The 22,097-nt window shown below is 63.9% G+C and carries 23 protein-coding genes and 1 pseudogene; 3 read left to right on the forward strand and 21 right to left on the reverse strand.

What is annotated here, in order from left to right; translation table 11 throughout:
• Positions 1-151: 151 nt before the first annotated feature.
• The gene (locus tag ACX80L_RS15705) at positions 152-1,516 is read right to left on the reverse strand and encodes a BTAD domain-containing putative transcriptional regulator (protein WP_459290808.1); all 1,365 of its coding nucleotides are present in this window, start codon (positions 1,514-1,516) and stop codon (positions 152-154) included.
• A gap of 435 nt (positions 1,517-1,951) precedes the next feature.
• On the opposite strand from ACX80L_RS15705, the gene ACX80L_RS15710 reads away from it, so the two are divergent.
• Positions 1,952-2,719, forward strand: coding sequence for a hypothetical protein (locus ACX80L_RS15710; protein ID WP_459290810.1), 768 nt, complete (start codon positions 1,952-1,954; stop codon positions 2,717-2,719).
• 480 nt (positions 2,720-3,199) lie between these two features.
• Here the strand turns inward: ACX80L_RS15710 and ACX80L_RS15715 are convergent, their stop codons facing one another.
• Both ACX80L_RS15715 and ACX80L_RS15720 read right to left on the reverse strand, forming a co-directional pair.
• Positions 3,200-3,895 carry a GNAT family N-acetyltransferase gene (locus ACX80L_RS15715; RefSeq protein WP_459290812.1) on the reverse strand — a complete coding sequence of 232 codons (696 nt, stop codon included), beginning with the start codon at positions 3,893-3,895 and terminating at the stop codon, positions 3,200-3,202.
• A gap of 134 nt (positions 3,896-4,029) precedes the next feature.
• Positions 4,030-4,338 carry a GAF domain-containing protein gene (locus ACX80L_RS15720; RefSeq protein ID WP_459290857.1) on the reverse strand — a complete coding sequence of 103 codons (309 nt, stop codon included), beginning with the start codon at positions 4,336-4,338 and terminating at the stop codon, positions 4,030-4,032.
• A gap of 757 nt (positions 4,339-5,095) precedes the next feature.
• On the opposite strand from ACX80L_RS15720, the gene ACX80L_RS15725 reads away from it, so the two are divergent.
• Positions 5,096-5,386: a hypothetical protein gene (locus tag ACX80L_RS15725; RefSeq protein ID WP_459290814.1), complete on the forward strand. Its 291-nt coding sequence runs from the start codon at positions 5,096-5,098 to the stop codon at positions 5,384-5,386.
• A 117-nt stretch (positions 5,387-5,503) separates the two neighbouring features.
• Here ACX80L_RS15725 and ACX80L_RS15730 read toward each other — a convergent pair whose 3' ends face one another.
• From ACX80L_RS15730 to glsA, 10 genes and pseudogenes are all read right to left on the reverse strand, one after another.
• Complete coding sequence (locus ACX80L_RS15730) at positions 5,504-5,983, reverse strand: hypothetical protein (protein ID WP_459290816.1); 480 nt, start codon at positions 5,981-5,983, stop codon at positions 5,504-5,506.
• A 474-nt stretch (positions 5,984-6,457) separates the two neighbouring features.
• Positions 6,458-6,673, reverse strand: coding sequence for a hypothetical protein (locus ACX80L_RS15735; RefSeq protein WP_459290818.1), 216 nt, complete (start codon positions 6,671-6,673; stop codon positions 6,458-6,460).
• A gap of 371 nt (positions 6,674-7,044) precedes the next feature.
• On the reverse strand, positions 7,045-7,932 hold the full coding sequence (locus tag ACX80L_RS15740) for a universal stress protein (RefSeq protein ID WP_459290820.1): 888 nt from the start codon (positions 7,930-7,932) through the stop codon (positions 7,045-7,047).
• 135 nt (positions 7,933-8,067) lie between these two features.
• The gene (locus ACX80L_RS15745) at positions 8,068-8,493 is read right to left on the reverse strand and encodes a hypothetical protein (RefSeq protein WP_459290822.1); all 426 of its coding nucleotides are present in this window, start codon (positions 8,491-8,493) and stop codon (positions 8,068-8,070) included.
• Positions 8,483-8,674, reverse strand: coding sequence for a helix-turn-helix transcriptional regulator (locus ACX80L_RS15750; RefSeq protein WP_459290824.1), 192 nt, complete (start codon positions 8,672-8,674; stop codon positions 8,483-8,485). Before ACX80L_RS15750 ends, ACX80L_RS15745 begins: the two co-directional genes overlap by 11 nt.
• Positions 8,675-8,821: 147 nt before the next feature.
• Positions 8,822-9,175 (reverse strand): YciI family protein, encoded by a 354-nt coding sequence (locus tag ACX80L_RS15755; protein ID WP_459290826.1) that lies wholly within the window; start codon positions 9,173-9,175, stop codon positions 8,822-8,824.
• Positions 9,176-9,237: 62 nt separating this feature from the next.
• Positions 9,238-9,717 (reverse strand): mycothiol transferase, encoded by a 480-nt coding sequence (locus tag ACX80L_RS15760; RefSeq protein ID WP_459290828.1) that lies wholly within the window; start codon positions 9,715-9,717, stop codon positions 9,238-9,240.
• Positions 9,714-10,115: a VOC family protein gene (locus ACX80L_RS15765; RefSeq protein WP_459290829.1), complete on the reverse strand. Its 402-nt coding sequence runs from the start codon at positions 10,113-10,115 to the stop codon at positions 9,714-9,716. The genes ACX80L_RS15760 and ACX80L_RS15765 overlap by 4 nt, the downstream gene beginning before the upstream one ends.
• Before the next feature lie 890 nt (positions 10,116-11,005).
• A pseudogene (locus tag ACX80L_RS15770) lies at positions 11,006-11,602 on the reverse strand (recombinase family protein).
• A 682-nt stretch (positions 11,603-12,284) separates the two neighbouring features.
• Positions 12,285-13,253: a glutaminase A gene (glsA, locus tag ACX80L_RS15775; RefSeq protein ID WP_459290831.1), complete on the reverse strand. Its 969-nt coding sequence runs from the start codon at positions 13,251-13,253 to the stop codon at positions 12,285-12,287.
• A gap of 170 nt (positions 13,254-13,423) precedes the next feature.
• On the opposite strand from glsA, the gene ACX80L_RS15780 reads away from it, so the two are divergent.
• Positions 13,424-13,639 (forward strand): hypothetical protein, encoded by a 216-nt coding sequence (locus ACX80L_RS15780; protein ID WP_459290833.1) that lies wholly within the window; start codon positions 13,424-13,426, stop codon positions 13,637-13,639.
• A 41-nt stretch (positions 13,640-13,680) separates the two neighbouring features.
• On the opposite strand, the gene mnhG is transcribed toward ACX80L_RS15780, so the two are convergent.
• The 8 genes from mnhG to ACX80L_RS15820 all read right to left on the reverse strand — a co-directional run.
• Positions 13,681-14,073: a monovalent cation/H(+) antiporter subunit G gene (gene mnhG / locus ACX80L_RS15785; protein WP_459290835.1), complete on the reverse strand. Its 393-nt coding sequence runs from the start codon at positions 14,071-14,073 to the stop codon at positions 13,681-13,683.
• A 5-nt stretch (positions 14,074-14,078) separates the two neighbouring features.
• Positions 14,079-14,336 (reverse strand): monovalent cation/H+ antiporter complex subunit F, encoded by a 258-nt coding sequence (locus ACX80L_RS15790; protein ID WP_459290837.1) that lies wholly within the window; start codon positions 14,334-14,336, stop codon positions 14,079-14,081.
• The gene (locus ACX80L_RS15795) at positions 14,333-14,881 is read right to left on the reverse strand and encodes a Na+/H+ antiporter subunit E (RefSeq protein ID WP_459290839.1); all 549 of its coding nucleotides are present in this window, start codon (positions 14,879-14,881) and stop codon (positions 14,333-14,335) included. The genes ACX80L_RS15790 and ACX80L_RS15795 overlap by 4 nt, the downstream gene beginning before the upstream one ends.
• Positions 14,878-16,488: a Na+/H+ antiporter subunit D gene (locus tag ACX80L_RS15800; RefSeq protein WP_459290841.1), complete on the reverse strand. Its 1,611-nt coding sequence runs from the start codon at positions 16,486-16,488 to the stop codon at positions 14,878-14,880. Before ACX80L_RS15800 ends, ACX80L_RS15795 begins: the two co-directional genes overlap by 4 nt.
• A complete protein-coding gene (locus ACX80L_RS15805; RefSeq protein WP_459290843.1) occupies positions 16,485-17,003 on the reverse strand; it encodes a Na(+)/H(+) antiporter subunit C in 519 nt (172 codons plus the stop codon). Before ACX80L_RS15805 ends, ACX80L_RS15800 begins: the two co-directional genes overlap by 4 nt.
• Positions 17,003-19,999, reverse strand: coding sequence for a Na+/H+ antiporter subunit A (locus tag ACX80L_RS15810; protein WP_459290845.1), 2,997 nt, complete (start codon positions 19,997-19,999; stop codon positions 17,003-17,005). Before ACX80L_RS15810 ends, ACX80L_RS15805 begins: the two co-directional genes overlap by 1 nt.
• A gap of 265 nt (positions 20,000-20,264) precedes the next feature.
• Positions 20,265-20,993, reverse strand: coding sequence for a phosphatase PAP2 family protein (locus ACX80L_RS15815; protein ID WP_459290847.1), 729 nt, complete (start codon positions 20,991-20,993; stop codon positions 20,265-20,267).
• A gap of 224 nt (positions 20,994-21,217) precedes the next feature.
• Positions 21,218-22,097, reverse strand: an 880-nt coding sequence (locus ACX80L_RS15820; RefSeq protein ID WP_459290849.1) for an AI-2E family transporter, incomplete at its 5' end; no start/stop codon positions are given.

Below are 22,097 nucleotides of genomic sequence, written 5' to 3' on the forward strand. Positions count from 1 at the left end.
AGGGAATCCCCGAAGAGGAAGTGGCGGCAGACCACCTACCGGAAGGGGACCACCTGCCGGAAGAGGAGCTACCAGAGGACCACCTGCCGGGGCAGCTGTGACACCGCAGCCGGTTTCTCCTGCGTGTTGTCCGTGCACAGTCAATGCCTGGCTACTCTTGCGCACGAGCGGGCGCGGGTCCGGGAGCGTTGCAGAGTCTTACTACAAGTGACGGATGCACGATCATATTTCCCGGGCGGGCGTGCCGGAGGGTGTCCAGCATGATTCCCAGGGTGCCGTCTTTTGGGAGGAACCCGCAGATCCCCATGCAGGCGGCTTCCCGTAGCGCTTCCTGAGACGGGTTGCCAGTCAGCATGACGATCCGAGCCTCCGGTGCTTCAGCAAGGATCCGCCCGGCAGCGTCGAGTCCGGACCCGCCGGCAAGACACAGGTCCATGACGACGACGTCGGGCCGCACCTGCCGGAACATGGTCACGGCTGACTCCACCGATGTCGCAGCTCCAACACTGGTGAAGCCGGGTTCCCGGTTCAGGGCGCCGGCTAGCAGGTCTGAGAACGTGGTGTGATCGTCGACGATCAGGATTTTCAGGCGATCTGTTTCCGTCTCCGGTATGGACAGCGGCGGCGCCTCGGGGCGGCTTCCCGCGACCACGTGCGCCGGTACCCGGGCAGTGACCGGACCGCTCATAGCGGCGGTGACCCTGAGCAGCCGGGTGTGTGCTTCCTTCAGTGAAGCATTCGGAGCGCAGCCCAGTTCCTCATCCAGGATTCTGCGGCAGCGGTCGAAAGCCCGTAGCGCTTCCGTGGTCTTCCCGTCCTGCTCCAAACCCAGAATCAATGCAGTCCACGCTCGTTCGTTGAGGGGATCCTCCTTTGTGGCGGCGCCACCCCAGGCAACTGCCTGAGCCGCTTCCCCCAGGATGAGCGCGGTTTCCGCGGCCAGGACGCGGGTGTACGTGACCCGCTCGGCGTGCAGGGCCCGCTCCTCTTCGGCCCACGGCGGCAGCAGTTCATCCCCGAGCAGCGGAGCAGACGCCAGGTCGAGAGCTTCGGTGAAAAGTGGCAGCGCGGCAGGGGGCGCTGCCACGGCGGCCTGTCGGGTCAGCGTTGCGAACCGATCCGCATCAAGGTCGACCAGTGCCCGGTCCAGTACGTAGCCGCCGGTGACCGTGCGCAAGGGGCCCGTCCGGCCGGCGCCGGGCTGCAGGCGCCGTCGGAGCACGCTGACGTAGCTTTCCAGGGTCGGCAGTGCAACAGACGGAGGGTTGCCGTTCCACAGGAAATCAATGATGCGGGTCTTCGAGACGGCCGAACCGAGATTCAGAAGAAGAATTTCGAGTATCTGGCGGGGTTTGGGCCCGCCCAGATCGTTCGCGGTAAGGACCGTGTTTCCCAGGCGGATCGATAGCGGACCCAGCACCGAGATCTGCAGCACCGACGACTGCCCTGACGCTTCGGAGGCATGAGCCAAAGGAACCGGTGTTCTGAGTAATTCCAAGGCAATCACGATGTTCACCCCAACTGATTCGCTACCGTGCGTTTCACCAGTGAAGCGTTCAACGAATGCGTGCACACGAGTAGTCGATACGCGACACCTAAAGGCCCGTACTCAGTACGTGTGTGGCCGGATTGCGGAAGGGTCCCGTGGACTCGCGACCTGGCTCAAACCCATCGAGGGCACCTCGGCCGGGTGACGCCCAGCGACACGGCACGGAACTGATCGCGGGGGCTCCAGTAGGCAAGGCCGCTCTTCCGGGTATGGCTGGGGCAGGCTCCACGACGAACGATCGAGGATTCCCGGCCCGGGCGCACCATCGGTGCTGCGTCCCGGCGGCCAGTGAGCTTTCTGGAGATTTTCACAAGTGAGAGGTTGCCAATGGTGCCCTTCGCTTCGGCCGGTGTCGCTAGTATTCCAATAGCGGCGCAGGCCGTCATCATCTCTGGGGGATCCATGAACACCCGCTTCACGTCGATCGCCGCTGCCCTCGTGGCCGGTGGCCTCCTGCTCACTGCCACGGGCTGTGCCGGGGGTGAGCCGGCCGACGCACCCGCCACCAATGACGCCGCCTCGCCGTCAGCAGAAGCAGCTACCCCAGTGCGCCCCGACACGGTCCTGCTGGACATGGCGAAGGCGGAGATCGACCCCGCGCTCATCGAGGCGTACGCCGACCCGGCCGTCGGCACTGCGATCGGTGAGGCCGCCGAAGAGTTCATCCGCGTCGGCCTGGGCTTCCCCGAGCTGCAGAAGGGCAGCCACGAGCTCACCGCTGCTGACACCGCCGCCGTCGCGCCCCTGCGGCCCCTGGTCTCCGACTCGTACTGGACCGAGGTGGAGGAGAGCTTCTCCTCGGGCACGGGCACCGCCTTCCCGCCGACGCTCTCGGATGGGGTCACTCTCAACGCTGCGGAGGATCCTGCCGATAACGGCCACTACGACGCCGACGACAGCGGCGTCACCTTCGTCTTCCGCAATGACGACATGAGCGCGAAGTACATGGAGTGGGAGAACGGCGCCACCGGTGTCACCATCGAGAACCTGCTGGCCCGGCTGATGTTTACGACCACGGACGGCGAGATCGTCTACCTCGACCGGACTCTCTACCTCACGATGACCAGAGCCGAGGACGGCACCTGGGACGTCTGGGAGTACGACGGGACGATCGATAGGGAAGGCCTGGCCAGCACCCAGGCGGAGCTCGACGCCCTGCCTCCGATCTGACCGGGCCCAGCGGCGGTGAGTCGCGCCTTCCCCCGGAGCCAAGTCGCCCGCCATGAGGTGAAAGCCGACCAGCAGGACGGAATGATACGAAACGTCAACGATGGCATGCTGATGCCCCCGCTCACGGTCCCGTCATGTGTCCTGAACCCCAGGATGGAGTGCTGATGCGGTTTCGAGGAACTCGCACAACGCCACCGCCCGGGTGAGTTCCTTCGCGAGGTCCGGGGTTTGGCTGCGCTCACCACAAGGTTCTGCTCCCGCGACCCGAGGTTCGCTCCCGGGTCGGGTCACCATGCCCGGCCTAGTCAAGGGAGACGCCCAGGAGAAAATCCGGTACCCGCATCACCACCCGCCCAGTGTCAGATCCTGCACCGCCGTCACGACGGAGGACCCGTACTCACTGTGTGAGTACGGACGTTGAGGAACCTTGCCAGCGGTATGCGGTTCGAACGGTCGCAGCGGGCGTTGTCCTTCGTGCTTTCAGCGCGGACGCTGGCCAGGGGGAGGCTGGTTGACGAGGGTCTGGTATTGGGGGTTGTCGGCGAGGAAGGTGAGTGCCATGGGGCATCGCGGGATAAGGCTCAGACGGCGTTTGTGAGCATTGAGAACGACGTGGCGCATCAGGGTCGCGTCGAGGCCCTGGTCCCAGAATCCGGGCTGTTCCACCCCGTCGATGAGGACGAGCTGTCCGCCGTTCATCGCGTACTTCACGTAGGCGGCGATGGTGCCGTCGATGATGAGCTCGAACCGGCAGTACAGGGAATTGTCATGGAAGGTTTCCTTGAGCTGGTGTATGTCGCCGGAACTGGCATCATGGTCCGCGGCTTGTTGTGCGCGGTGTTTGAGTTCCTCGACGATCATCTCGTAACGCTCCAGGGCACTGCCGGGCGGGTAGTCGGTGTCCATGAGCCTGTAGGCCTGGTTCACCAGAACCCGCAGTTGCCTGGTCGACAGTGCTCCCACAGTGCCGGAGGAGACATCATCGAGCGCTGCGGTGTTCCGCTCATGACCAATAGCCTGCTGATCAGTTGCCTGCTGTTCAGGTGCCTGCCGGCTGGCGGGGACTCCGGGGGAGAGTCCGGCGACTAGTCCGGTCCGGGGTCGGACGGTTTCTAGCTCATCAGGCGCAGCGGCAGCCGGCGGTTCGCTGTGGACTGGGTGCAGGAGTTCTGTCATGCCTGTTCCTCTGCTCGTCAGAACCATGGCCTTTGGCTGGACCCCGGTGTCACCATGAGGGTAGCGAACAGACACCCGTAAACCAATGAAACCGGCCTAAGTCCTACGGCGGGATCAGGACCCGGGCGTTCGGGTCACACCCAAATGTGGAGCTGGACCTGCGCCACAAGACGCCTGAGGACCTGGACATCTTCCTCGGTGAAGGTCCTCGGTTTGTCGTCGATCAGGCAGAGGGTACCGATGCGCCAGCCGCCGGCCGTGCTGATGGGGTGGCCGGCGTAGAAGCGGATCCTTGGCTCACCGGTGACGAGGGGATGATCCCGCCAGTTCGGGTCGAGGGCGGCATCGGTGATGACGAGGGTTCGGTCATGTTCAATGGTCTTCGCACACAGTGCGATGCCTCGGGGGAGGTCCTGCCCGATGGGTCCGACGACGGATTTGATGACCTGCGCGTCTTCGGTGACAAGGGGATGGAGGCCGAGCCGACGCCGAAGTGGTCGCGGGCCTGCCGGGTGATCCGATCGAAGCGTTCCTCCGACCCGGTCTCGAGCAACCCGGACTTGTGCAACGCCTGGAGGCGCAGGAACTCCCTTTCGCCTGAGTCAGGGCTGTCCTGGTCTTCACCTGCGGCAAGGGTGTCAGCAGCGGCCTCCAAAGAGGAGCCGGTGCTGGTGCTGGTGCTGTGGTCCCCGGCCGGCGGGGCAGCGAAGTCATAACCATCGGGGGAGAGGTGCAGGGGGCGGAGGTAGTCGCTGTAGCCGGAGGAGGACGTAGCCTCCTGGTCGCTGTAGTGCGCACCATCAACCATGGAACCCACGCCGTCCAACAGTTCATTGATGGCTTGGGCGAGCAGGTCCCGCTGCAACGCCGGAAGCGTCACCAGGCCGGACAGGTAGCCCTGGACCTCGATCTCATCGGCGTCCCCGGCGAGCCCCATGTACGTGATGAACACATCGTCGAGGCGTAGGTCGGCCGCTCGGACCGTCTGAATCGCACTCCACTGCTGCACAAACTCATCGAGCACGGTAGGTTCTTCACCACCTTGTCCCTGTATCGCCTGCGTATCGCGTGCGTGGCGATTTCACCGGATCCGCGGTCCTGATCAAGATTAGGCGTAATACAAGTCCCAGGGGCGGGTCTCACCACGTCAACATCCGGGTCGACACGAGTGCTCAAACCTGCAAAGGGAGCCTGCTAAGCATGCGCGAGATCCAGCAGCGGAACGTCTTCGGCGCCGCCGGCAAGACTGCCGCCGAGCAGACCACCCCTGAGGGCGTCCTGCAGATGTTCCGGCACATGACCCAGCAGCCCAAGCCCCTCGACTTCACCGGATACATCACATACCACCACGGCGGCAAGGTGAACCGTCAGTGCCTTGGCTTCATCGACGACGCCCGGCAGCGCGCCGAAGCAGGCGGCCAGGACGCTACCGCCCTCCGCGAGCTCGCCCGCCGCCTCCAGAATGCGTCATCAGACCTTGAAGATAGGTAGGGCCAGTGTGGGAACGTTCCGCCTAGCGGCGGCACGTCTCAGCCGCACGGCCCCGACCGCACCGCCCTGATCGCCGCCCATCAGTTCCGATGATGTGTGTAATTGATGGGGTGTGGGTTATTCGGGGAGGTATGGCTTGTAAGGGTCGAGGGTCCCGTCGACGACCGGGACGAGTAGTTCCACGTCGCCGGCATCAGTCGTCGCGGTCAAGCTCGTGCGGGCCCCGGGGGCGTCGCCGGCTGTTTGTAGGAGAGTTTGGACAGTATCGAGTCCGACCGAACCCTGGGCCGTGACGGTCACGGTGACGTCCTCGTCACCATCGCTGATCACCACGTCGACGTCCTGATCCCCGTTGTTCTCGAAGGTCCCCAGGAGCCGGGCAGGGGCGTCTTCATTGTCGGTGACCAGGAGGACGCTGCGCAGATCGAGCTCGCCCACGCTTTTATCGTCGCCGACCGCAGTTGAATTCCAGTTGTCCTCACCGCCGGCCACGCAACCCGTTATCAGAACCATGCCTGTCCCGAGAGAAGCGACCAAGATCGTTACGAGCTGCCACTTCGCTCGCACAGTGTGAAGCCGTACATGGGTCTCAGTCATGGCTGTCCTTTGTCGGTGGGGGGTACTGAGTGCAGGATTTCCCTTCCACGGTACGGACCCCCACGGGGCAAACGGTCGATGTTGCCGGACTGCAACTAGATGCCCAGCGAATCATCAGCCGCAACCGCGGCAACGATGACATCGAGTCAGCGTTGATAAAGACGTGGACGTGCGTACTGGTGGACGTGCCTAAAACAGGTTGGTGTGGCCAGGAACGTCGAGGTAGCCCGCTTCCTGATTGCAGAGGACCCGTGTCCGTGAACCGAGCACCTCACGTGCGTAAGCTGTCGCGCTTGACGGTGTGCTGTCGCTCGGGCTGCTGCTTCTGAGGTTTTGTAGAGCCCCGGCAGGGCAGGAATAGCCGCTTCTGATACGGCACTGGTAGCCCTGCGCTACGCGTTGTTGGTGATCGAGTCACCTTCGGCCGTGAATGGATCCCACAGGTTTTCTTCGGGCTTCGGGCTCCACGGCAACTCAGGTAGAAAGTTCACGGGCCGCTTCAGCCAAGAGCAGGTGCTCGAGTTCAGGCAGGGCCAGCAACCCGTACAGGAAAGCCTCGATGTCGAGCTCGTCGAACTGCCCGCCGAGACCGTAGTACGCCACCCACAGGTCGAATACATTCAGCTCGTAATTGCAAAGCGCCCGGAGTGCGCACTGCCTGTGGTGCTCGCTGTGCGCATCCCACTCCATGTTGCAGCCCTACCTCACGATGATCAACCGATGCAGTCCCTTCCCTTCACCGTAGGACAGGTGAAAGAACGGTCGCAGGCCTAAATTTGGCTTGCTCATCACTGGCATCACACCCAACTGTCACCAGCGTCACGGGACCGGGAAGCCCGTATCTCACATGATCTCGGCGTGATTTGGTGACGATCCGCCGTCGCCTTCGACGAAGGTGGTGCTCGTGGATAGATCCTGGCGAGGTCTCGGGCGGCGCTGTCCCCTGGCCGCAAAAGAGCGCCGAAAGCCACACTGTCCGGTGTCGGACAGCCCCCATCGTTCCCGGGCTTTACGTCCTCGAGACACTCGTGCGTAGGTCAGGTACTGGGGGGTGGTGGGTGTCAGCTGACGATGAGGACGTTTGTTGTGGAGTGGTGGAGGACGGCGTGGACGGTGGATCCGAGGCGGGCGCCGATGGTGTTGCGGCCTTTGGCGCCGAGGACGACATAGGACGCGGTGCGGGCATGATCGATGATCGCCCCTGGTACCGATATGGCCGTGATGGTTGCGTCGGCGATGGTGAGGTCGGTGTCAGCTGGGAGCAGGTTCAGTGCCTGTTGGATGACGGGGTCACGCTCGGCCGAGGCGGCAGCGTCGTCAGTGTCGTCGGTGTCCTGGACTGCCGGTTCGATGACTCTGTCGAGCATGTGTCGTCGGTGGGGGAGTGCGTGCAGGAGATGAAGGGGCTGGTGAAGCGTTGCGGCCAGGCGTGCGGCTGCCAGGACCGCGCGGTCGCTTTCAGGTGATCCATCCACGGCGGCGAGGATGATCCCGTGGGTGGGCTGGTCATTGCGGACGACCATGATGGCGCAGGAGGCGCTGGCCGCCAGGTGCAGGCTGACGGATCCTACGAGGAGGCCTGCGAAACCACCCAGCCCGCGGGTGCCGGTGACCAGCAGGGATGCGTCTGTCGAAAGTCTGGTCAGGGTCTCTGCCGGGAAGCCGGTGAGAAGGCGTCTGCTGGCTTCGATGTCGGGTGCTGTGGTGAGGGCGAGCTCAAGGCCTTCGGCGGCAGTTGTTTCCGCGTGGTGTTGCAGTCCGCTGTCCTTAACACCTGTTACGGGGCCCAGGTTGTTCGTGAGCAGCGGCCACACCGAGCAGTGCACGACGATCAGGGAGTGTCCGGTCACGGAGGCGTGCCGGGCTGCCCAGCGCACTGCCAGCTGGGATCCCTCCGAACCGTCGTATCCGACGATGATGGGTTTTGCGGGGGTGCTGGTGGTGTTCATGCTGGTACTCCTATGCCGGGTAGCTGCAGTGCCCATGTGAGATTTCACGTGCCGCGTCCGATAACAGCCAGGTACCCCAGTGTGCACCCTGCCTGTTCACGTCCCAGCAGGCCAACCGTCCATGCCCCGGTGTAATTAGTTGCGGTGGCTGAAGACCGCGAACGAACCGACGCCGCTGACGAACAGGGTCCCCATGAGCAGGGTCATAACCATGGGTGGTTCGGCTCCGAAGCCGATGGCGAGCGTGGCGATCCCGACCAGGGGAAGGCAGGCCAATCCGACGACGGCCAACGAGCGGGTGAGGAGTGTGTCCTCGCGTTCATCGCCGGTCTGCGTCCATGCGCGTTCGAACGTCGAGGCGCGCTCGGGCCGGCGAAGTACCCTCCATGCCATGACCAGGGCGCCGGCGATACCGATTCCGAGTCCGACGAGGAACCCCGGAATCATGTTCCCTGGGGCGTGCTCGCGGAGCAGGACCACGGTGACGGCCACCAGTCCGAGGATGACTCCGAGGATCCCGAGGGCCACCACGGTGCGGGAAGCGCGCGTGTCAGTCTGCATGAAAAATCTCCTCTACAGGGCGATGAAAATAGCGGGCGATGGCTATGGCCAGGGGCAGGGATGGGTCGTAGCGGCCCGTCTCGATCGAGTTGACGGTCTGCCTCGAGACCTGCAGGGCCTCGGCCAACTCCCGCTGCGACATTCCTGTGTCGGCGCGAAGATCCCGGATACTGTTCTGCACCCCACCCCTTGATGTAAAACATACTTGTCCTGACAAGGGTGCTTTACACAGGGGTGGTTGTCAATGATTCCCCCAGAGAACTGTTGCTCCTACCTGTTGCTTCAACCCGGGTAGCTTCGTCGGCGCTGCTGTCCCTGGGCAGTACACCTAGTCGCTCATGGTGATGCCGCCGCTGTGGACGGGGCGGACTTCGACGCCGCCGGTGCTGGTGCGGACGGCCGGGTTCAGGCGGGCGATGGCGATCGCGGCGTCGAGATCGGGTGCTTCGATGACGTAGAAGCCCGCGACGAACTGGTCCGCCTCAATGAACGGTCCCGCAGTTGTGCTGTGGCGTCGGATGGACACGGCGCTGGCCCTGGGTGTGAGGGCGTAGGCGAGGGACATCGAGCCTGAGTTCTGGAGGTCGCGTGCGTGCTGGTCGTTCTCCTCGAGGTCGGCGTCAGCGGCTTCGAGGGCGTGGAGGGACTCATCGGCATAGATGAGGATGGCGAAGGAGGGCATCGGGTGGCCTTTCGGTTGGGTTCTTGAGCAGCTGCAAATGCAGGTGCAGGTGTGTGTGTCGGCTAGTTCACGACGAGGTTCTGGTGTCCGTCGATGAGTTCACGCACGATGTCGAGGTGGCCGGCGTGGACGGAGGTTTCCGCGAGGACGCGGAACACGACCTCGCGCCCGTCTGCCATGGGCGGGTGCCCGAATTGGGCAACGGGCGGCCACCAGAGGGGAGGTGCATCCAGGTCCAGGCCGGCGAGGATTCCATCGCTACTGGTGATCTGTTCCCGGTAGAGACGGACGGCGTCCGCGCCGGTCACGGGTGTGGAGTGCCACCCATCATGGAGGGCATCGATCGCAACAGAGTCCCCGCCGAGGACGGCTGAGATCCAAAACATCTCGTCGTCAAACGCCAGGTGGTTCAGCAAGCCCGTCATGGTCCACCCCGACGGTACGAGCGGTACGCTCATCTGCTCTTCGGTCAGCCCCTCGACGGCGTCCAATAGGTGGTTTCGCACGGCCGTCAGGTGGGCGAGCAGCTGGGCGTCGCTCACGCCTTTGACTCGTAGCCGATCAGCCACCGGAGCCCGTGCCGGTCGGTGACCTGGCCGTCCGCGCCGTCCCACGGCCGTTGCATTAGGGGATCTATCGCCGAACCGCCGACACTGAGCTTGTCGAACCACTCATGCAGCACTGCCGGCTCAGCTGTGCCCAGCAAGGACAGCAACAGGCCCTCGCACCGCACCGAAGGCTCTCCCTCCGGCGTGTCAGAACCCGCGAGGGAGACAACACCATCAAGGACCCCATGGTCGACAGCCTCTGGTGGGCCGTCGATCCTCCCGTGATTCTCGTAGGAGCTCGGGAACAAGTCGCCTCCGAAAATATCGGCATAGAACCCGAGTGCCTCCCTCGCGGTTCCAGGGAAGCTGATGTACACAAGGGGTGCCGCCATAGTAATTACTCCTGACATTGGTTCTGCGAAGCAGGCCGAACAGCCTTCCACTACCTTTCAGACGGTCCTGCGACCGCAAACTCATCGGCCCTCGATGTCGCCCGCGCATGTGAGTCGCAATACGGGTCGGTGCGGTGCGGGTTGGACAGATTTCCGTCGAGCCGATGGGGGATCCGGGCACAGTGCCGCGTCTAGTCACAGGCGACTTCGTGCAAGCTCGGGTAAACAGGATTATGACCGTCTCCGTGCACCAGTAGTGCTCCACTTTCCGATCCCCAGGACAACTCGTACTGTTCGTTGTCGATTGGGCGAATTCCGTCGTCGGCGGTCCATGATCCTGAACGCCAGCCCACACCCATCGGGTGCACCGAGTAGACCTGGCCTCCACCTGACATGAGAAATGAACTCTCCCGGGCGACGGCCCGGCATTCATCCGATGCGGAAGGTTCTAGAACCGTATATGTAGCACCGAAGGCGGCGTCTCCGAGGAACGCGACGACGCACCCGCCAACAGCCAGGGGCGTAACACTCCTCCACACCGGCGCTACTCGACGACCACCCGGAGATGTTCTTCGGTCGTCCTCACCAACGACCAGACGCCGATGGACAAGACCGAGGATGACGGAGACGACTGACAGGACAACACCCACGACCCATGGCGGAGGGACAAACGCACCGAGGACAAGGATCAGTCCGCACCACCCCAGGACCAGAATCACCAGTGCAGCCACTCCGCACAGCACCGAAGCCCAATGAAGCCGCTGCACTAGCGAGTGGCTGATAAGGTCCCGCGATGACGTCATCGCGAAAGCCTACCGGTGGCTCTCGAGCGACCGGCCCAACGGTTGCCCTGGTAGTGCGACCCAGCGAGAGTGAAATTGCCGTGTGCGTTATCGGGGTAGAGAAGTCTGAGTGATCGCCGCGGTTTGCTGGTGTCGGTAGGGGGTAGCCCGGCTCCAGCCCACGAGACGGGCAGCTTCCTCGGCCCTCCAACCCTTCGCCCGGGCATCGGAGGCAATCGCGAGCTTGTCGGCGCTGTCCTTCAAATTCACGGCTGGCCGGCCGAAGCGGGTGCCGTTCTGCTGAGAGGCAGCGATGCCGACGTTGATACGCTTCACGACAAGCTCCCGTTCGTACTCGGCCAGGGTCACGAGCATGTTCAGCATCAACCGCCCGGTCCACGGCGCCGGATCGATCCCGTCGGAGAGGGACCGGACGAGGATCCCGGGGTCGCCGAGCATGTTCACCGCGTTGAGTACATCGATGAGAGCGGCCGAGCCGGTCGACGCGCCGCACCCCGACGGTGTCTCCTTCGTCGGCGTACTCGAGCAGTTTTTCATTCCAGGCCGCTCAATCGCAGCCCTCGTCCCCGAAGTCACATCAGCGAACACCTACCGTTTGTGTACGCCGGAGGCGATCAATGCACCGAGCTGTAATTGCGCGTCCTGAATCGAGGTGCTGACCCTGGTGTATCCGAGATGCCTTATCTCGCCATTCTGGCTAAAGAACCCTGAATGCGAGCACTTTTGAGACGAAACACGGCGAGACAAGTTTCCAAGACAGAAGAAGGCCCGTGATTCCGGGGGAGTGGTTGCGCGGTGCTCGACCAGTCCAGGTGTCTCGCAAACCTTTAGGTTTTCGAGACGTAGTAGTGCGGACCGGCGGTCCGTTCTGATGTGCGTAGACGGGTTGACGTCTACGAAGCATTACGTCGGACAGGTCTTACAGAAACGCGTCCGTCTGGCGCAAGCGGGTGAGATCAGCTCGGGGTGGAGCGTCTGACCCGTGGCGGGACCAGCTTGCGGGCAGCACCGAAAGGGTGAAGTGATCCAATCGGGCCGGGATAGGAGTGAGACGGGGCGGCAGGACATGTGCATCCCACAGCGTTCCTGCCGCCCCTTCAGCGGCTCCGGCCCTCTGCTAGACCCATAGGGCCGCTCCCTCCAGTAGGCGCCTTGCTGCGTCGTGAAAGAGGGAGGGAACCTCACACCCGGGAAAATACTTAACCGCGCAGCACTGTGCAACGCGCGCAGGCGTGCCGCTGGGCGTAGTTGCAGTACTTCAGATTCCATGCGGTGAACCCACAAATTCCTCTAGGCACCAGCAGAACACGGCTTTGAATTATGGGTGCGGGCGCATGGGTCCGCATTTGTCACGGCAGACCCGAGCTTATGGCTTGATGCGGGATGCGCGTGCCCCGTGGTCACCGCTCATCGCCGAGCCGAAGGCGTGCAGATCGAGCTCGACGCTCAGAAGGTCGGAGGCGATTCGCCCGCGCACGCTCGTTCCCTGCTCGTCGAGAGGCGGGCTCATGACCGCGGCACCGAGCCGCCCGGGGGCGGAGAGCACGATCGCTCCGGAGACGCTGGACTTCGCGGGGATGCCGATTGCACGCATCCACCGGCCTGAGCCGTCATACACACCGCAGGTCGCCATGACCGAGACGACGTCGCGGGCCACGGCCGGCGGGACGACGCGCTCACCCGACACCGGGTTGACTCCGCCGCAGGCGAGGGTCGCCCCCATCACCGCGAGTGCCTTCACGTCGACGAGGACGGCGCAGGCTCGAGCGTAGACGGCGACGGCATCGTCGGCACCGACGTGCAGCGTTCCCTCCGCCCGCATGAGATGTGCGAGGGCGTGGTTGCGGTCCCCGAGGAGGTGCTCGTTGTGGGCGACGCTTTCATCGACTTCGAGCTGACGCCCGGCGAAGGCGGAGAGGCCTCGGAGGATCCGCTCGTTACGCTCGTCGACATTACTGCCGTCGATGAGCGATGCCGTGAGCAGCGCACCGGCGTTCACCATCGGGTTAGGTGGGCGGCCGGTGCCGCTCTCGAGCTTGATCGCGTCGAAAGCTTCGCCGGTCGGTTCGATTCCGATAAGGTCCAGGGCGTCACCGTCCGTGTCCAGCAGGGCCAGGGCAAACAGGAACGGTTTGACCGCCGACTGCACGCTGAACGGCGACTCCGCCTGCGTCGTGCCGCGCACCGTCCCGTCGGGCAGGGCCAGGGCCACCGCGCATTGGTCGGCGTCCGCGGCGGCGAGTTCGGGGATGCTGTCATCCACCGATCCGCCGTTGTTTTGCATGACCCGCGCCCGCAAATCCTCGAGGTCATAGGTTCCTGCGTCCGGTGTCATCCATCCACCGTGCCACAGGTCGTGCTGAAAGAAGGAAGTAACGTGTGCAACCGACTGCGTGCAGGGAAGTGTGTCACTGAGTTTGTTGTGATGGTTTGTGTGTCTGCGGGCAGTCTGTTGTGCTGGATCTGAGGAGCCACGGCTCAATAGACAGGGCGGAGAGAGTCATTATGAGCGAGAAGCCAGTGCGACGAGGTCGGCTGTTGGCTGCTGCGCTGGTGAGCGTAGTGATTGCCGTTTGGTGGCTTAACCATGCGGTGTTCAGTCCTTTGATCGTCGGTCCGCTGTTCTACATCGCACTGTCGCTCACATGTTTTTTTCTGGCGGTTGGTTCCCACTACCACCACCGCTGGTGGTCGATGGTGCGTCCCTACCGTGAAGAGTGATGAGCAGCAGTCCATGGCGCCTGCCCTGAAACGTCTTGGCCTTACTCTTGATCGTTTGTCTGCGCCTGAGTTCTTGATCCTTGAGGTGTGTCGTTGCGAGCCGCGCGCGTGACGACGTCGTCGAGCTCGTCGAGGGTGAGGAGATCGCGTCGCAGGTGCCGTGTGCGGTAACCGGCTCTGCCCACCATGTGCGCCGATACGGGGCTCGTGAGCAGCTGGAACACCCAGCACAGGATCAGCACGGGCACGAGTGGCCAGCTTCCGGTCTCCACCGCGAGGGCCAGGAGGAAGAGCAGGAGTCCGAGGACCTGCGGTTTGGTCGCGGCGTGCATCCGTGTGAGGAGGTCGGGGAAGCGGACGAGGCCGATCCCGGCGGCGAGGGACATCAGCGCTCCGCCGATGAGGAGGACGGAGACGATGACGTCGTTGATCATGGCCGTTACTTTCTGTCGGTGACGAAGCGGGCAACGGTGACGGAGCCGATGAAGCCGATCAGCGAGACGGCGACGAGGAGGATCAGGTTGTCGAGGTGCCGGTTCGCCACCATGTTGAGGACGAGCCCGGCGCCGATGATGGCGAGGACGACGTCGAGGGCCAGGACGCGGTCGAGGATCGACGGTCCGCGCACGGCACGGTACAGCGCAAGGGCGGCCGCAACGGAGAGTATCCCTCCGACCAGGTAGATCACGGCGTTCATCGGCTTGCCTCCTCGGCGCGAAGGGAAGCAAGATCCGCCCTGGTGCCCATGATTCGGACGAGCCAGGCCTCCGTGGTCAGGACATCACGCCGAATCGCCTCTGCGTCTTCGGGAGAATCTACGTTGAGGCAGTGGAGATAGAGGGTCGAGGTGGAGCGGTCAACCTCCAGGACGAGGGATCCTGGGATGAGGGAGATGGCGTGGCCGGTGGCCGTGACGAGGAAGTCCGAGTGGCTCCGCAGTGTTACGGCGACGACGGCGTTGCGGAGCCGCGGCCCCCGGGTGAGAGCCAGCCAGAACACGTCGGCGCTGGCCGTGACGAGTTTGACCAGGAAGCGCCCGAGGAAAGGAATCAGCCAGAGGACATTGAACCGGCCGGTCAACTCGACGGGAGGCAGGTAGAAGAAGTTTACGACGACGTAGGCCAGGACGGCTCCGAACACGAGGTTGCCGGGGCTGAAGTCCTGCCAGAGGGCGCCCCAGACCAGGACGAGCCAGATGACGAGCGGGAGTTCGGTGACGAGGGGGATGTGCTGGCGGCTCATCGGTCGGCCCCTGCCCCGAGGACGGCCTCGATGTAGGGGGTGCGGTCCAGCATCTCCTGTGCCGCACTGTCGCTGAGGGTGAAGAGCGGGCCGGCGAGGACCGTCAGGGCGAGGCCGAGGACCACGAGGCCGATGGTGGGCCCGGTCATGGTGCGGGGCAGTAGCGTCACCGGGTCCTTGCCGGCGAACCGTCCGGTGTCCTCGCCGGTGACGTGGCGGGACGTCCCGATGCTGGTGCCGTCGGCCTTGCTGGCGAGGAGGATGGGGTCGGGGTCGTCGGCGTCGGCAGGAGTGCGCCAGAAGGCGCGGTTCCAGACGCGGGCCATCACCAGGAGGGTCAGCAGGCTCGTGGTTACCCCACCTGCGACGAGGATGTAGGCCAGTGGTGTGCCGAGGTCCACGCCGGCCTGGATGAGTCCGAGCTTGCCGAGGAAGCCGGAGAAGGGCGGGATGCCCGCGAGGTTCATGGCCGGGAGGAAGAAGAGGATGCCGAGCAGGGGGGAGAGCCGCGCGAGGCCGCCGAGCCGGTCCATGTTCGCGGTCCCGCCGCGGCGCTCAATCAGCCCGGTCACGAGGAACAGGCTCGTCTGGACGGTGATGTGGTGGGCCACGTAGTAGACCGCGGCGCCGAGTCCGATCCGTGTGGAGATGGCCAGGCCGAAGACCATGTATCCGATATGGCTGACGAGGGTGAAGGACAGCAGTCTTTTGATGTCGTCCTGCGCGAGGGCACCGAGGATCCCCACGATCATCGTCAGCAGGGCGACCACCATCAGGAGGGAGTTGATGCGGTCACCGGGGAAGAGCAGCGTCTCCACCCGCACCATCGCGTAGACGCCCACTTTGGTGAGCAAACCGGCGAACACCGCGGTGACCGGTGCGGGCGCCGTGGGGTAGGAGTCCGGGAGCCAGAACGAGAGCGGGAACACCGCGGCCTTGATACCGAACGCCACGAGCAGCATGAGGTGGAGCACCATCTGCGTCGCCGGGTCCACCGTTTCGAGCTTCACCGCGAGGTCCGCCATGGTGACGGTCCCGGTGGCCCCGTAGATCATGGCGATCGCGATGAGGAACAGCATCGAGGACACCACGCTCACCACGACGTAGGTGACACCCGCGCGGATGCGCGGCGCGGTCCCGCCGAGCGTCATGAGGACATAGCTGGCGGTGAGGAGGATCTCGAAGCCGACGTAGAGGTTGAACAGGTCGCCGGTGAGGAAGGCGTTCGAGACGCCCGCGACGAGGATCAGGTAGGTGGGGTGGAAGATCGACACCGGGCCATCCTCGTCGCCGTCGGCCATGCCCTGCCCCGCGGCGTAGATCAGCACCGAGAGGCTGACGGCGGAGGAGACCACGAGCATGAGGGCCGAGAACTGGTCCACCACGAGCACGATGCCGAACGGCGGTTCCCAGCCGCCGAGCTTCACGGCGTGCGTGCCTGCGGACGGCGCGGCCAGGAGCATGACGACCTCGATCAGCAGCGTGATGCCGAGAGTGGTGATGCTCACGGCGCGCTGGGCGCGCGAGTGCCGGATGAGCAGGAACGTCACGGCGGCCCCGAGGAACGGCAGGACGATCGCGAGGGGAGCGAGGTCGGCGGCGATCATCGTAATCCTTTGTGATTCAGTTTGTTGACGCGCTGCACTCCGGGGCGTTCCTCTGCCTCATCGACGCTGCCCCGGGCCGGGTCAGCGGGATCGGGTAGTTCATGAACGAATTCTGTGGTCTCGGTCGGGACGTCGGCGTCGTCCTCGTAGTCGTAACTGTCCTGGTCCGCCACGCGCCGGTCCTCGGGATCGTCCTGGACGACGTCTTCCCGGCCCAGCACCCAGGACCTGTAGATGATGCCGAGCATGAACGCGGTCACGGCGAACGTGATGACGATCGCCGTCAGGATCAGTGCCTGCGGCAGGCTGTCCGTGTAGTCCTCCGCCGGCGTCCCGGAGACGTAAAGCGGGGATTTGCCCCCGCCTCCGCTCATGGAGAGCAGGAGGATGTTCGCCCCGTTGCCGAGGAGGATCAGTCCGAGCAGCACCCGGGTGAGGCTGCGCTCGAGCAGGAGGTAGATGCCGGCCGCGAAGAAGACGGCCATGAGCACGATGAGGGTGATGTTGATGGTCATTACCGGGCTACCGTTTCGCCGTCGTCCGTGCGCTGCTGGTGTCGAGTGAGCAGGCCATCGTCCTCCGGGTCGGATTCGCTGCGTTCGTCGATTTTTGAGCCCAAGCTCCGGAGCACGTCGAGGACGAGACCGACGACGATGATGTACACGCCGATGTCGAAGATGGTCGACGTCACGAACTTCACGTCGCCGAAGACCGGCAGCCAGAATTCGAGGATGTAGCTCTCCAGGACCGCACCGCCGATGAGCAGTGGGGCTGCGGCTGTGAGGGAGACGATCGCTAGGCCTATGCCCAGGAGGGCGCCGGCGCTGACCGGGCTTGCTTCGGCCAGTTCCAGCCGACCCCCGGCGAGGTACCTGATCGCCAGGGCCAGACCGGCCACGAGACCGCCGGCAAAGCCGCCACCGGGCAGGTTGTGGCCGGCGACCAGCAGGTACAGGGACACCATGATGATTGTGTGGAAGAGCAACCGCGTGATGACCTCGAAGATGATCGACCGGCGCTCCGGGGCCAGGGTTTGTCCGGCGACGAGCCACGGGTCGTTCGACGAGCCGGCGAATTGGGCTGCGAGGTGACGTGCTGCGCTTCCGCGACCCCACGCGTTCAGGGATTCCTGGCCCCGGTCCACGGAGCCGTCCTCCACATCAGCGGCCCTGTGTCGTTTGTCGCCGCGCCCGCGGACGAAGATGAGGCTCGCGACACCGGTTGCCGCGATTGCAAGCACGGTGATCTCCCCGAAGGTGTCCCACGCACGGAGGTCCACGAGCAGGACGTTGACGGCGTTCGCGCCCCCACCGTCGTCGTAGGCCATTGACGGATACGCGAGCGAGATCGGGGCGGCGTTCCGTGAGGCCATCGCAGACATGGCGATGACGGCCATGGTTGCGCCGAATACAATCCCCAGGCCTGCCCTGAACCAACGGTTAACACTCGCCGCACGATCTCCCAGCCGGGCGGGCAGGGACCGTAGGGCTAGGACGAAGGCAACCAGCACGATCGTTTCCACCAGAACCTGTGTGAGTGCAAGATCCGGGGCGCCGTGCAGGGCAAAGATCAACGCCATCCCGTAGCCGGTGATACCCACCATCAGTACAGCCGTGAACCGTTTCTGCGCACGCAAAGCCGCGACGATCCCGGCGATGATCACCACGCCGACGATTACTTGGGCAGATGATTCCGCGAGCACAAACCCGGATGGCATGGGGGCGTCAAAGATAATCAAAGCCGTCAGGGGAGTTGCCACGGCCATGGTCAGGATGACGAACAGGTAGAAGGATAGGGAGCCGCGCTGGGTTTTCCCTGTTACCCATACGGCGACGTCGTCGAGTACACCGATGCTGTTCCTGTAGGTGCGTTCTGCATCGAAGACCGGATACAACGTGTCCTGCCATCGTTCGATCCGCAGTCGCGCGTAGAACATCACGGCTCCGCAGATAAGGGTGATGATGGACAAGACCAGGGCCAGACTCACGCCGTGCCAGAGGGCCAGATACGGGGCTGATTCCGGCGCCTCGAACAGCGACACGTACGGTTGCACAGCAGCGTTCAAAGGGGAAGGCCACACACCGAACGCAACGGTGCCTGCGGTAAGAATGCACGGGGCGATCAGGAAGGACTTACGGATCCGCTTGATCGGAGTAGGGCTCAGGCCCGGTTTCGCGGCAAATCCCCCCCACACGAACCGCGCACTGTACGCGAAGGTCAGGATGGACCCGAGCACGATCCCTCCGAGCAGGAAGATACCAGCGACACCGTCCTCGGCCCGATGCACGAACGCCTCGTACACGGACTCCTTCGCGACGAACCCGAAGAACGGTGGAACCCCGCCCATGGAAGCAGCCGCCACAACGGCGGTGAGGGCCAGGACCGGGGCGCGGTGACCTACCCCTGAAAGGTTCCTGATGTCTCGGGTTCCTGTCTGGTGGTCGATGATGCCCACGACCAGGAATAGGGTGGCTTTGAAGAATCCATGAGCCAGCAGCAAACCAAGACCGGCAAGCGCTCCATCGGCTCCGCCCAGTCCTACGACCATGGTCAGGAAACCGAGCTGGCTGACCGTGCCATAGGCCAGCACGAGTTTGAGGTCGAACTGTCGCAATGCCCGCCATCCGCCAACCAGCATCGTCGTCATCCCCAACACGAGGATCACCGGGTACCAGAAGGCAGTCTCACTGAACCCGGGCGCGAAGCGGGCGACGAGGAAGATGCCGGCTTTCACCATGGCGGCAGCATGAAGATAAGCGCTTACCGGGGTGGGAGCCGCCATAGCACCGGGCAACCAGAAGTGGAACGGTACGAGCGCTGATTTCGTGATGGCGCCAACCAGCACCAAGGCAATGGCAACATCAACTACTGTTCCCCGAGCGACCAACCCGTCAGCATCTGCGAGGATCTCGGAAATTCGGTACGTGCCTGCGGACTCGCCGATCATGACCAAACCCACGAGCATGGCGAGCCCGCCGAAGGTCGTCACGATCAGTGCCTGGAGCGCGGATCGCCTCGCTGAGAGCCGGTGCCGGGAGTACCCGATGAGCAGGTAGGACAGGATCGTTGTCAGTTCCCAGAAAATGAACAGCAAGATCAGGTCATCCGAGATAACCAGCCCGAACATCGCTGCAGCGAACGCGAGCAGCTGGGCTCCGAACGCCCCGACGTCAGGGTCATCACTCTTGAAGTAACGCGCGCAATAGAACAACACCAGCGCGCCGACGCCGAGGATGAGGATGCAGAGTACGGCCGCGAGGGCGTCGATCCGGAAAGCCAGTTCGAGCTGCAGACTGGGGATCCAGGAGACCGTGATCGACGGCGGGGCGTTTGGCTGCCCGGGCAAGGCCCGCTGGTCGGCAGTCAGAACGGCAGGCAACGAAAACATCAGCCACACAAAAGCGACAGCGGGAAAAGCAGCTAGCACGAAGAACGCTGACCGGCCAAGGCGCGCGAACAGCAAGGGTGCGATCAAGGCACCGGCAAACAGACCCATCAGGATGATCAGCACCAGACCATGGCCTTCCGATAGTGGACGGTCAAGGGGCTTTCCAGCCTACTGGACCTGTGCGGGCCCCCTCGAATCCCTGACGAGCGAACATCCCCGGCGACTGCCTCCCTAAGACCTAAGGGTTCCCGTCGTCCGAGCGAAACCCAGGTCCCTGTCGAGGCTCCTAACCCTGCCATTGCACTTCGCAACCCGTTCCGCTGCGGCGAAAAGGTAGGCCTCGACGGTGCCTCCCGGAAACTGAAGGGACGAGGAATGCGAAAGCCGTTCACCGCGCTCTCCTACTGGTTCGTGCCGCCAACCGCGCTGAGAGGTAAAGGCGGTGAGTGGTGACGACGATGATGAGCCAGAGCGCGCCGAGCAGCCAGGCCATGAGGACGTCGGTGAGCCAGTGGTGGCCGAGATATACACGGCTGATACCCATGGTGATCGCGAAGAGGATGGCGATGACCGCTGTCCATGCCACGGTTCGTCGTGTCTGTCGGCGGAGCATCAGCAGGTAGGCGATGATGCCGGCCAGTACCAGGGAGTTCAGTGCGTGGCCGCTGGGGAAGGAGTTGGAGTATTCGTACGGTGGGATGGCATTGCTCAGGGGTGGTCGGGCGCGTCCGATGAACTGCTTGCTGACGACGGTGATGAGAACGGAACCTGCAGCGGCGAGGACGACAAGCACCACGGGGGTCCAGGATCGTCGCCGGATGGCCAACACCATTATGATCGTGCCGGCCAGGGCGCTCATGCCGATGGGTCCGCCGATCGTCGTGTACGCGGTGAGGGCCTCATCGACAGGAGGTGACCGTATCGCCATCGCCGCTTGGAGTGCTGGCATGTCGAGGAGTTGGGCGCCGTCTCCTTCCACGGTCGCTTCGTACAGTTCGGTGGCGCCGGTCGCAGTTCCCAGGGTCAGCAGAACCCCGGTAAGGAGCACGACGGCGAGGGTCACCACGGTGCCAATGCGCGAGCTCAGTCGAAAGAGGAAGGCGACGAAGCGCTGCATGACTCGCGAGTTCCATGCCGTTAGATCAAGGCTCAGAATGAACCTTTCGGTAGGGATGACTCCTTTCGCTCCCGTCCGGAAGGCGCGCTCACTCATCGTGGCTCCGTCCTATAGGAATGCCTGGCTGGAAGTGTCCCGATCCTTCCTCCACTAATTCACCGTTCCTGACCTGCTACAGCTACCTCCGCTACCGGCCATCGCGGGCAGGTGACGATGTGTGACGCTCACGAGCGAGAGTCCGGTGCAGGGTGTGGGCGTTCCGTCGTGGAAGGGATGTTGGCTTCTGTTTCGGTCCTGATAAGTTCCTCGCCCGTGTCAGTGTGCGGGACCGCGGCGGGTTCGAGCATCTGCTCCCGCGCGTACTGGAAAGCGGTCATGCCGACGGCGATGACCGGGGTCGCGAGGAACGCCCCGATGAGTCCGAAGAGCGTACCGCCGGCCGTGACGGCGGTGAGCACGACGGCCGGGTGGAGTTTGAGGGATTTGCCGACGAGGATCGGTTGCAGGACGTTGCCTTCGAGTTGTTGCACGAGCAGCACGATGCCCAGCACGATCAGTGCCGTGACCCACCCGTCGGCCAGGAGCGCGACGAGGGTGGCGAGGAAGCCTGATCCGACGGCCCCGATAACGGGGAGGAATCCGCCGAAGAAGACCAGGACCGCCAGTGGTAGGGCCAGCGGCACACCGAGTATCCAGAGGCCGGCACCGATGAAGACGGCGTCCACGAGTGCCACGGCTGCCTGTGAGGAGACGTAGGCGGAGAGGGTCTTCCAGCTTCGCGATGAGATCTCGGCGGTGTGCACGAAGACCGTGCCGGTCGTCCAGCGCAGGAGCCAGGCGGAGAACCGGTCGCCGTCCTTGAGGCAGAAGAACGTGAGGACGAGGGTCAGCAGGATCGTCACGGTGACGGACCCGATCGTGCCGAGACCGGAGGAGACCCGGGAGAGGATCTCGCCGACGTTCTCCTGCAACCAGGACAGGCCGGAGGTCAGGAGTTCGTCGATGTCCGGTGCATCGAAGGGGAGGGACTCGGCGAACTCGCCCAGGTTCCTGACGTTATCCACGGCCTGGCTGGACAGGTCCTTCACACCATCGACAGAGAGC

Source organism: Arthrobacter sp. MDT1-48-3 (assembly GCF_054511015.1).

Bases quoted from the DNA above. Each gene is read 5' to 3' on its own strand.
- ACX80L_RS15765 (WP_459290829.1), bottom strand. From the start codon at position 10,115: ATGGCGGCACCCCTTGTGTACATCAGCTTCCCTGGAACCGCGAGGGAG.
- glsA (WP_459290831.1), bottom strand. From the start codon at position 13,253: ATGACACCGGACGCAGGAACCTATGACCTCGAGGATTTGCGGGCGCGG.
- ACX80L_RS15780 (WP_459290833.1), top strand. From the start codon at position 13,424: ATGAGCGAGAAGCCAGTGCGACGAGGTCGGCTGTTGGCTGCTGCGCTG.
- ACX80L_RS15790 (WP_459290837.1), bottom strand. From the start codon at position 14,336: ATGAACGCCGTGATCTACCTGGTCGGAGGGATACTCTCCGTTGCGGCC.
- ACX80L_RS15735 (WP_459290818.1), bottom strand. From the start codon at position 6,673: ATGGAGTGGGATGCGCACAGCGAGCACCACAGGCAGTGCGCACTCCGG.
- ACX80L_RS15715 (WP_459290812.1), bottom strand. From the start codon at position 3,895: ATGACAGAACTCCTGCACCCAGTCCACAGCGAACCGCCGGCTGCCGCT.
- ACX80L_RS15755 (WP_459290826.1), bottom strand. From the start codon at position 9,175: ATGCCCTCCTTCGCCATCCTCATCTATGCCGATGAGTCCCTCCACGCC.
- ACX80L_RS15745 (WP_459290822.1), bottom strand. From the start codon at position 8,493: ATGCAGACTGACACGCGCGCTTCCCGCACCGTGGTGGCCCTCGGGATC.
- ACX80L_RS15710 (WP_459290810.1), top strand. From the start codon at position 1,952: ATGAACACCCGCTTCACGTCGATCGCCGCTGCCCTCGTGGCCGGTGGC.
- ACX80L_RS15800 (WP_459290841.1), bottom strand. From the start codon at position 16,488: ATGATCGCCGCCGACCTCGCTCCCCTCGCGATCGTCCTGCCGTTCCTC.
- ACX80L_RS15725 (WP_459290814.1), top strand. From the start codon at position 5,096: ATGCGCGAGATCCAGCAGCGGAACGTCTTCGGCGCCGCCGGCAAGACT.
- ACX80L_RS15730 (WP_459290816.1), bottom strand. From the start codon at position 5,983: ATGACTGAGACCCATGTACGGCTTCACACTGTGCGAGCGAAGTGGCAG.
- mnhG (WP_459290835.1), bottom strand. From the start codon at position 14,073: ATGATCAACGACGTCATCGTCTCCGTCCTCCTCATCGGCGGAGCGCTG.
- ACX80L_RS15740 (WP_459290820.1), bottom strand. From the start codon at position 7,932: ATGAACACCACCAGCACCCCCGCAAAACCCATCATCGTCGGATACGAC.
- ACX80L_RS15795 (WP_459290839.1), bottom strand. From the start codon at position 14,881: ATGAGCCGCCAGCACATCCCCCTCGTCACCGAACTCCCGCTCGTCATC.
- ACX80L_RS15815 (WP_459290847.1), bottom strand. From the start codon at position 20,993: ATGCAGCGCTTCGTCGCCTTCCTCTTTCGACTGAGCTCGCGCATTGGC.
- ACX80L_RS15805 (WP_459290843.1), bottom strand. From the start codon at position 17,003: ATGACCATCAACATCACCCTCATCGTGCTCATGGCCGTCTTCTTCGCG.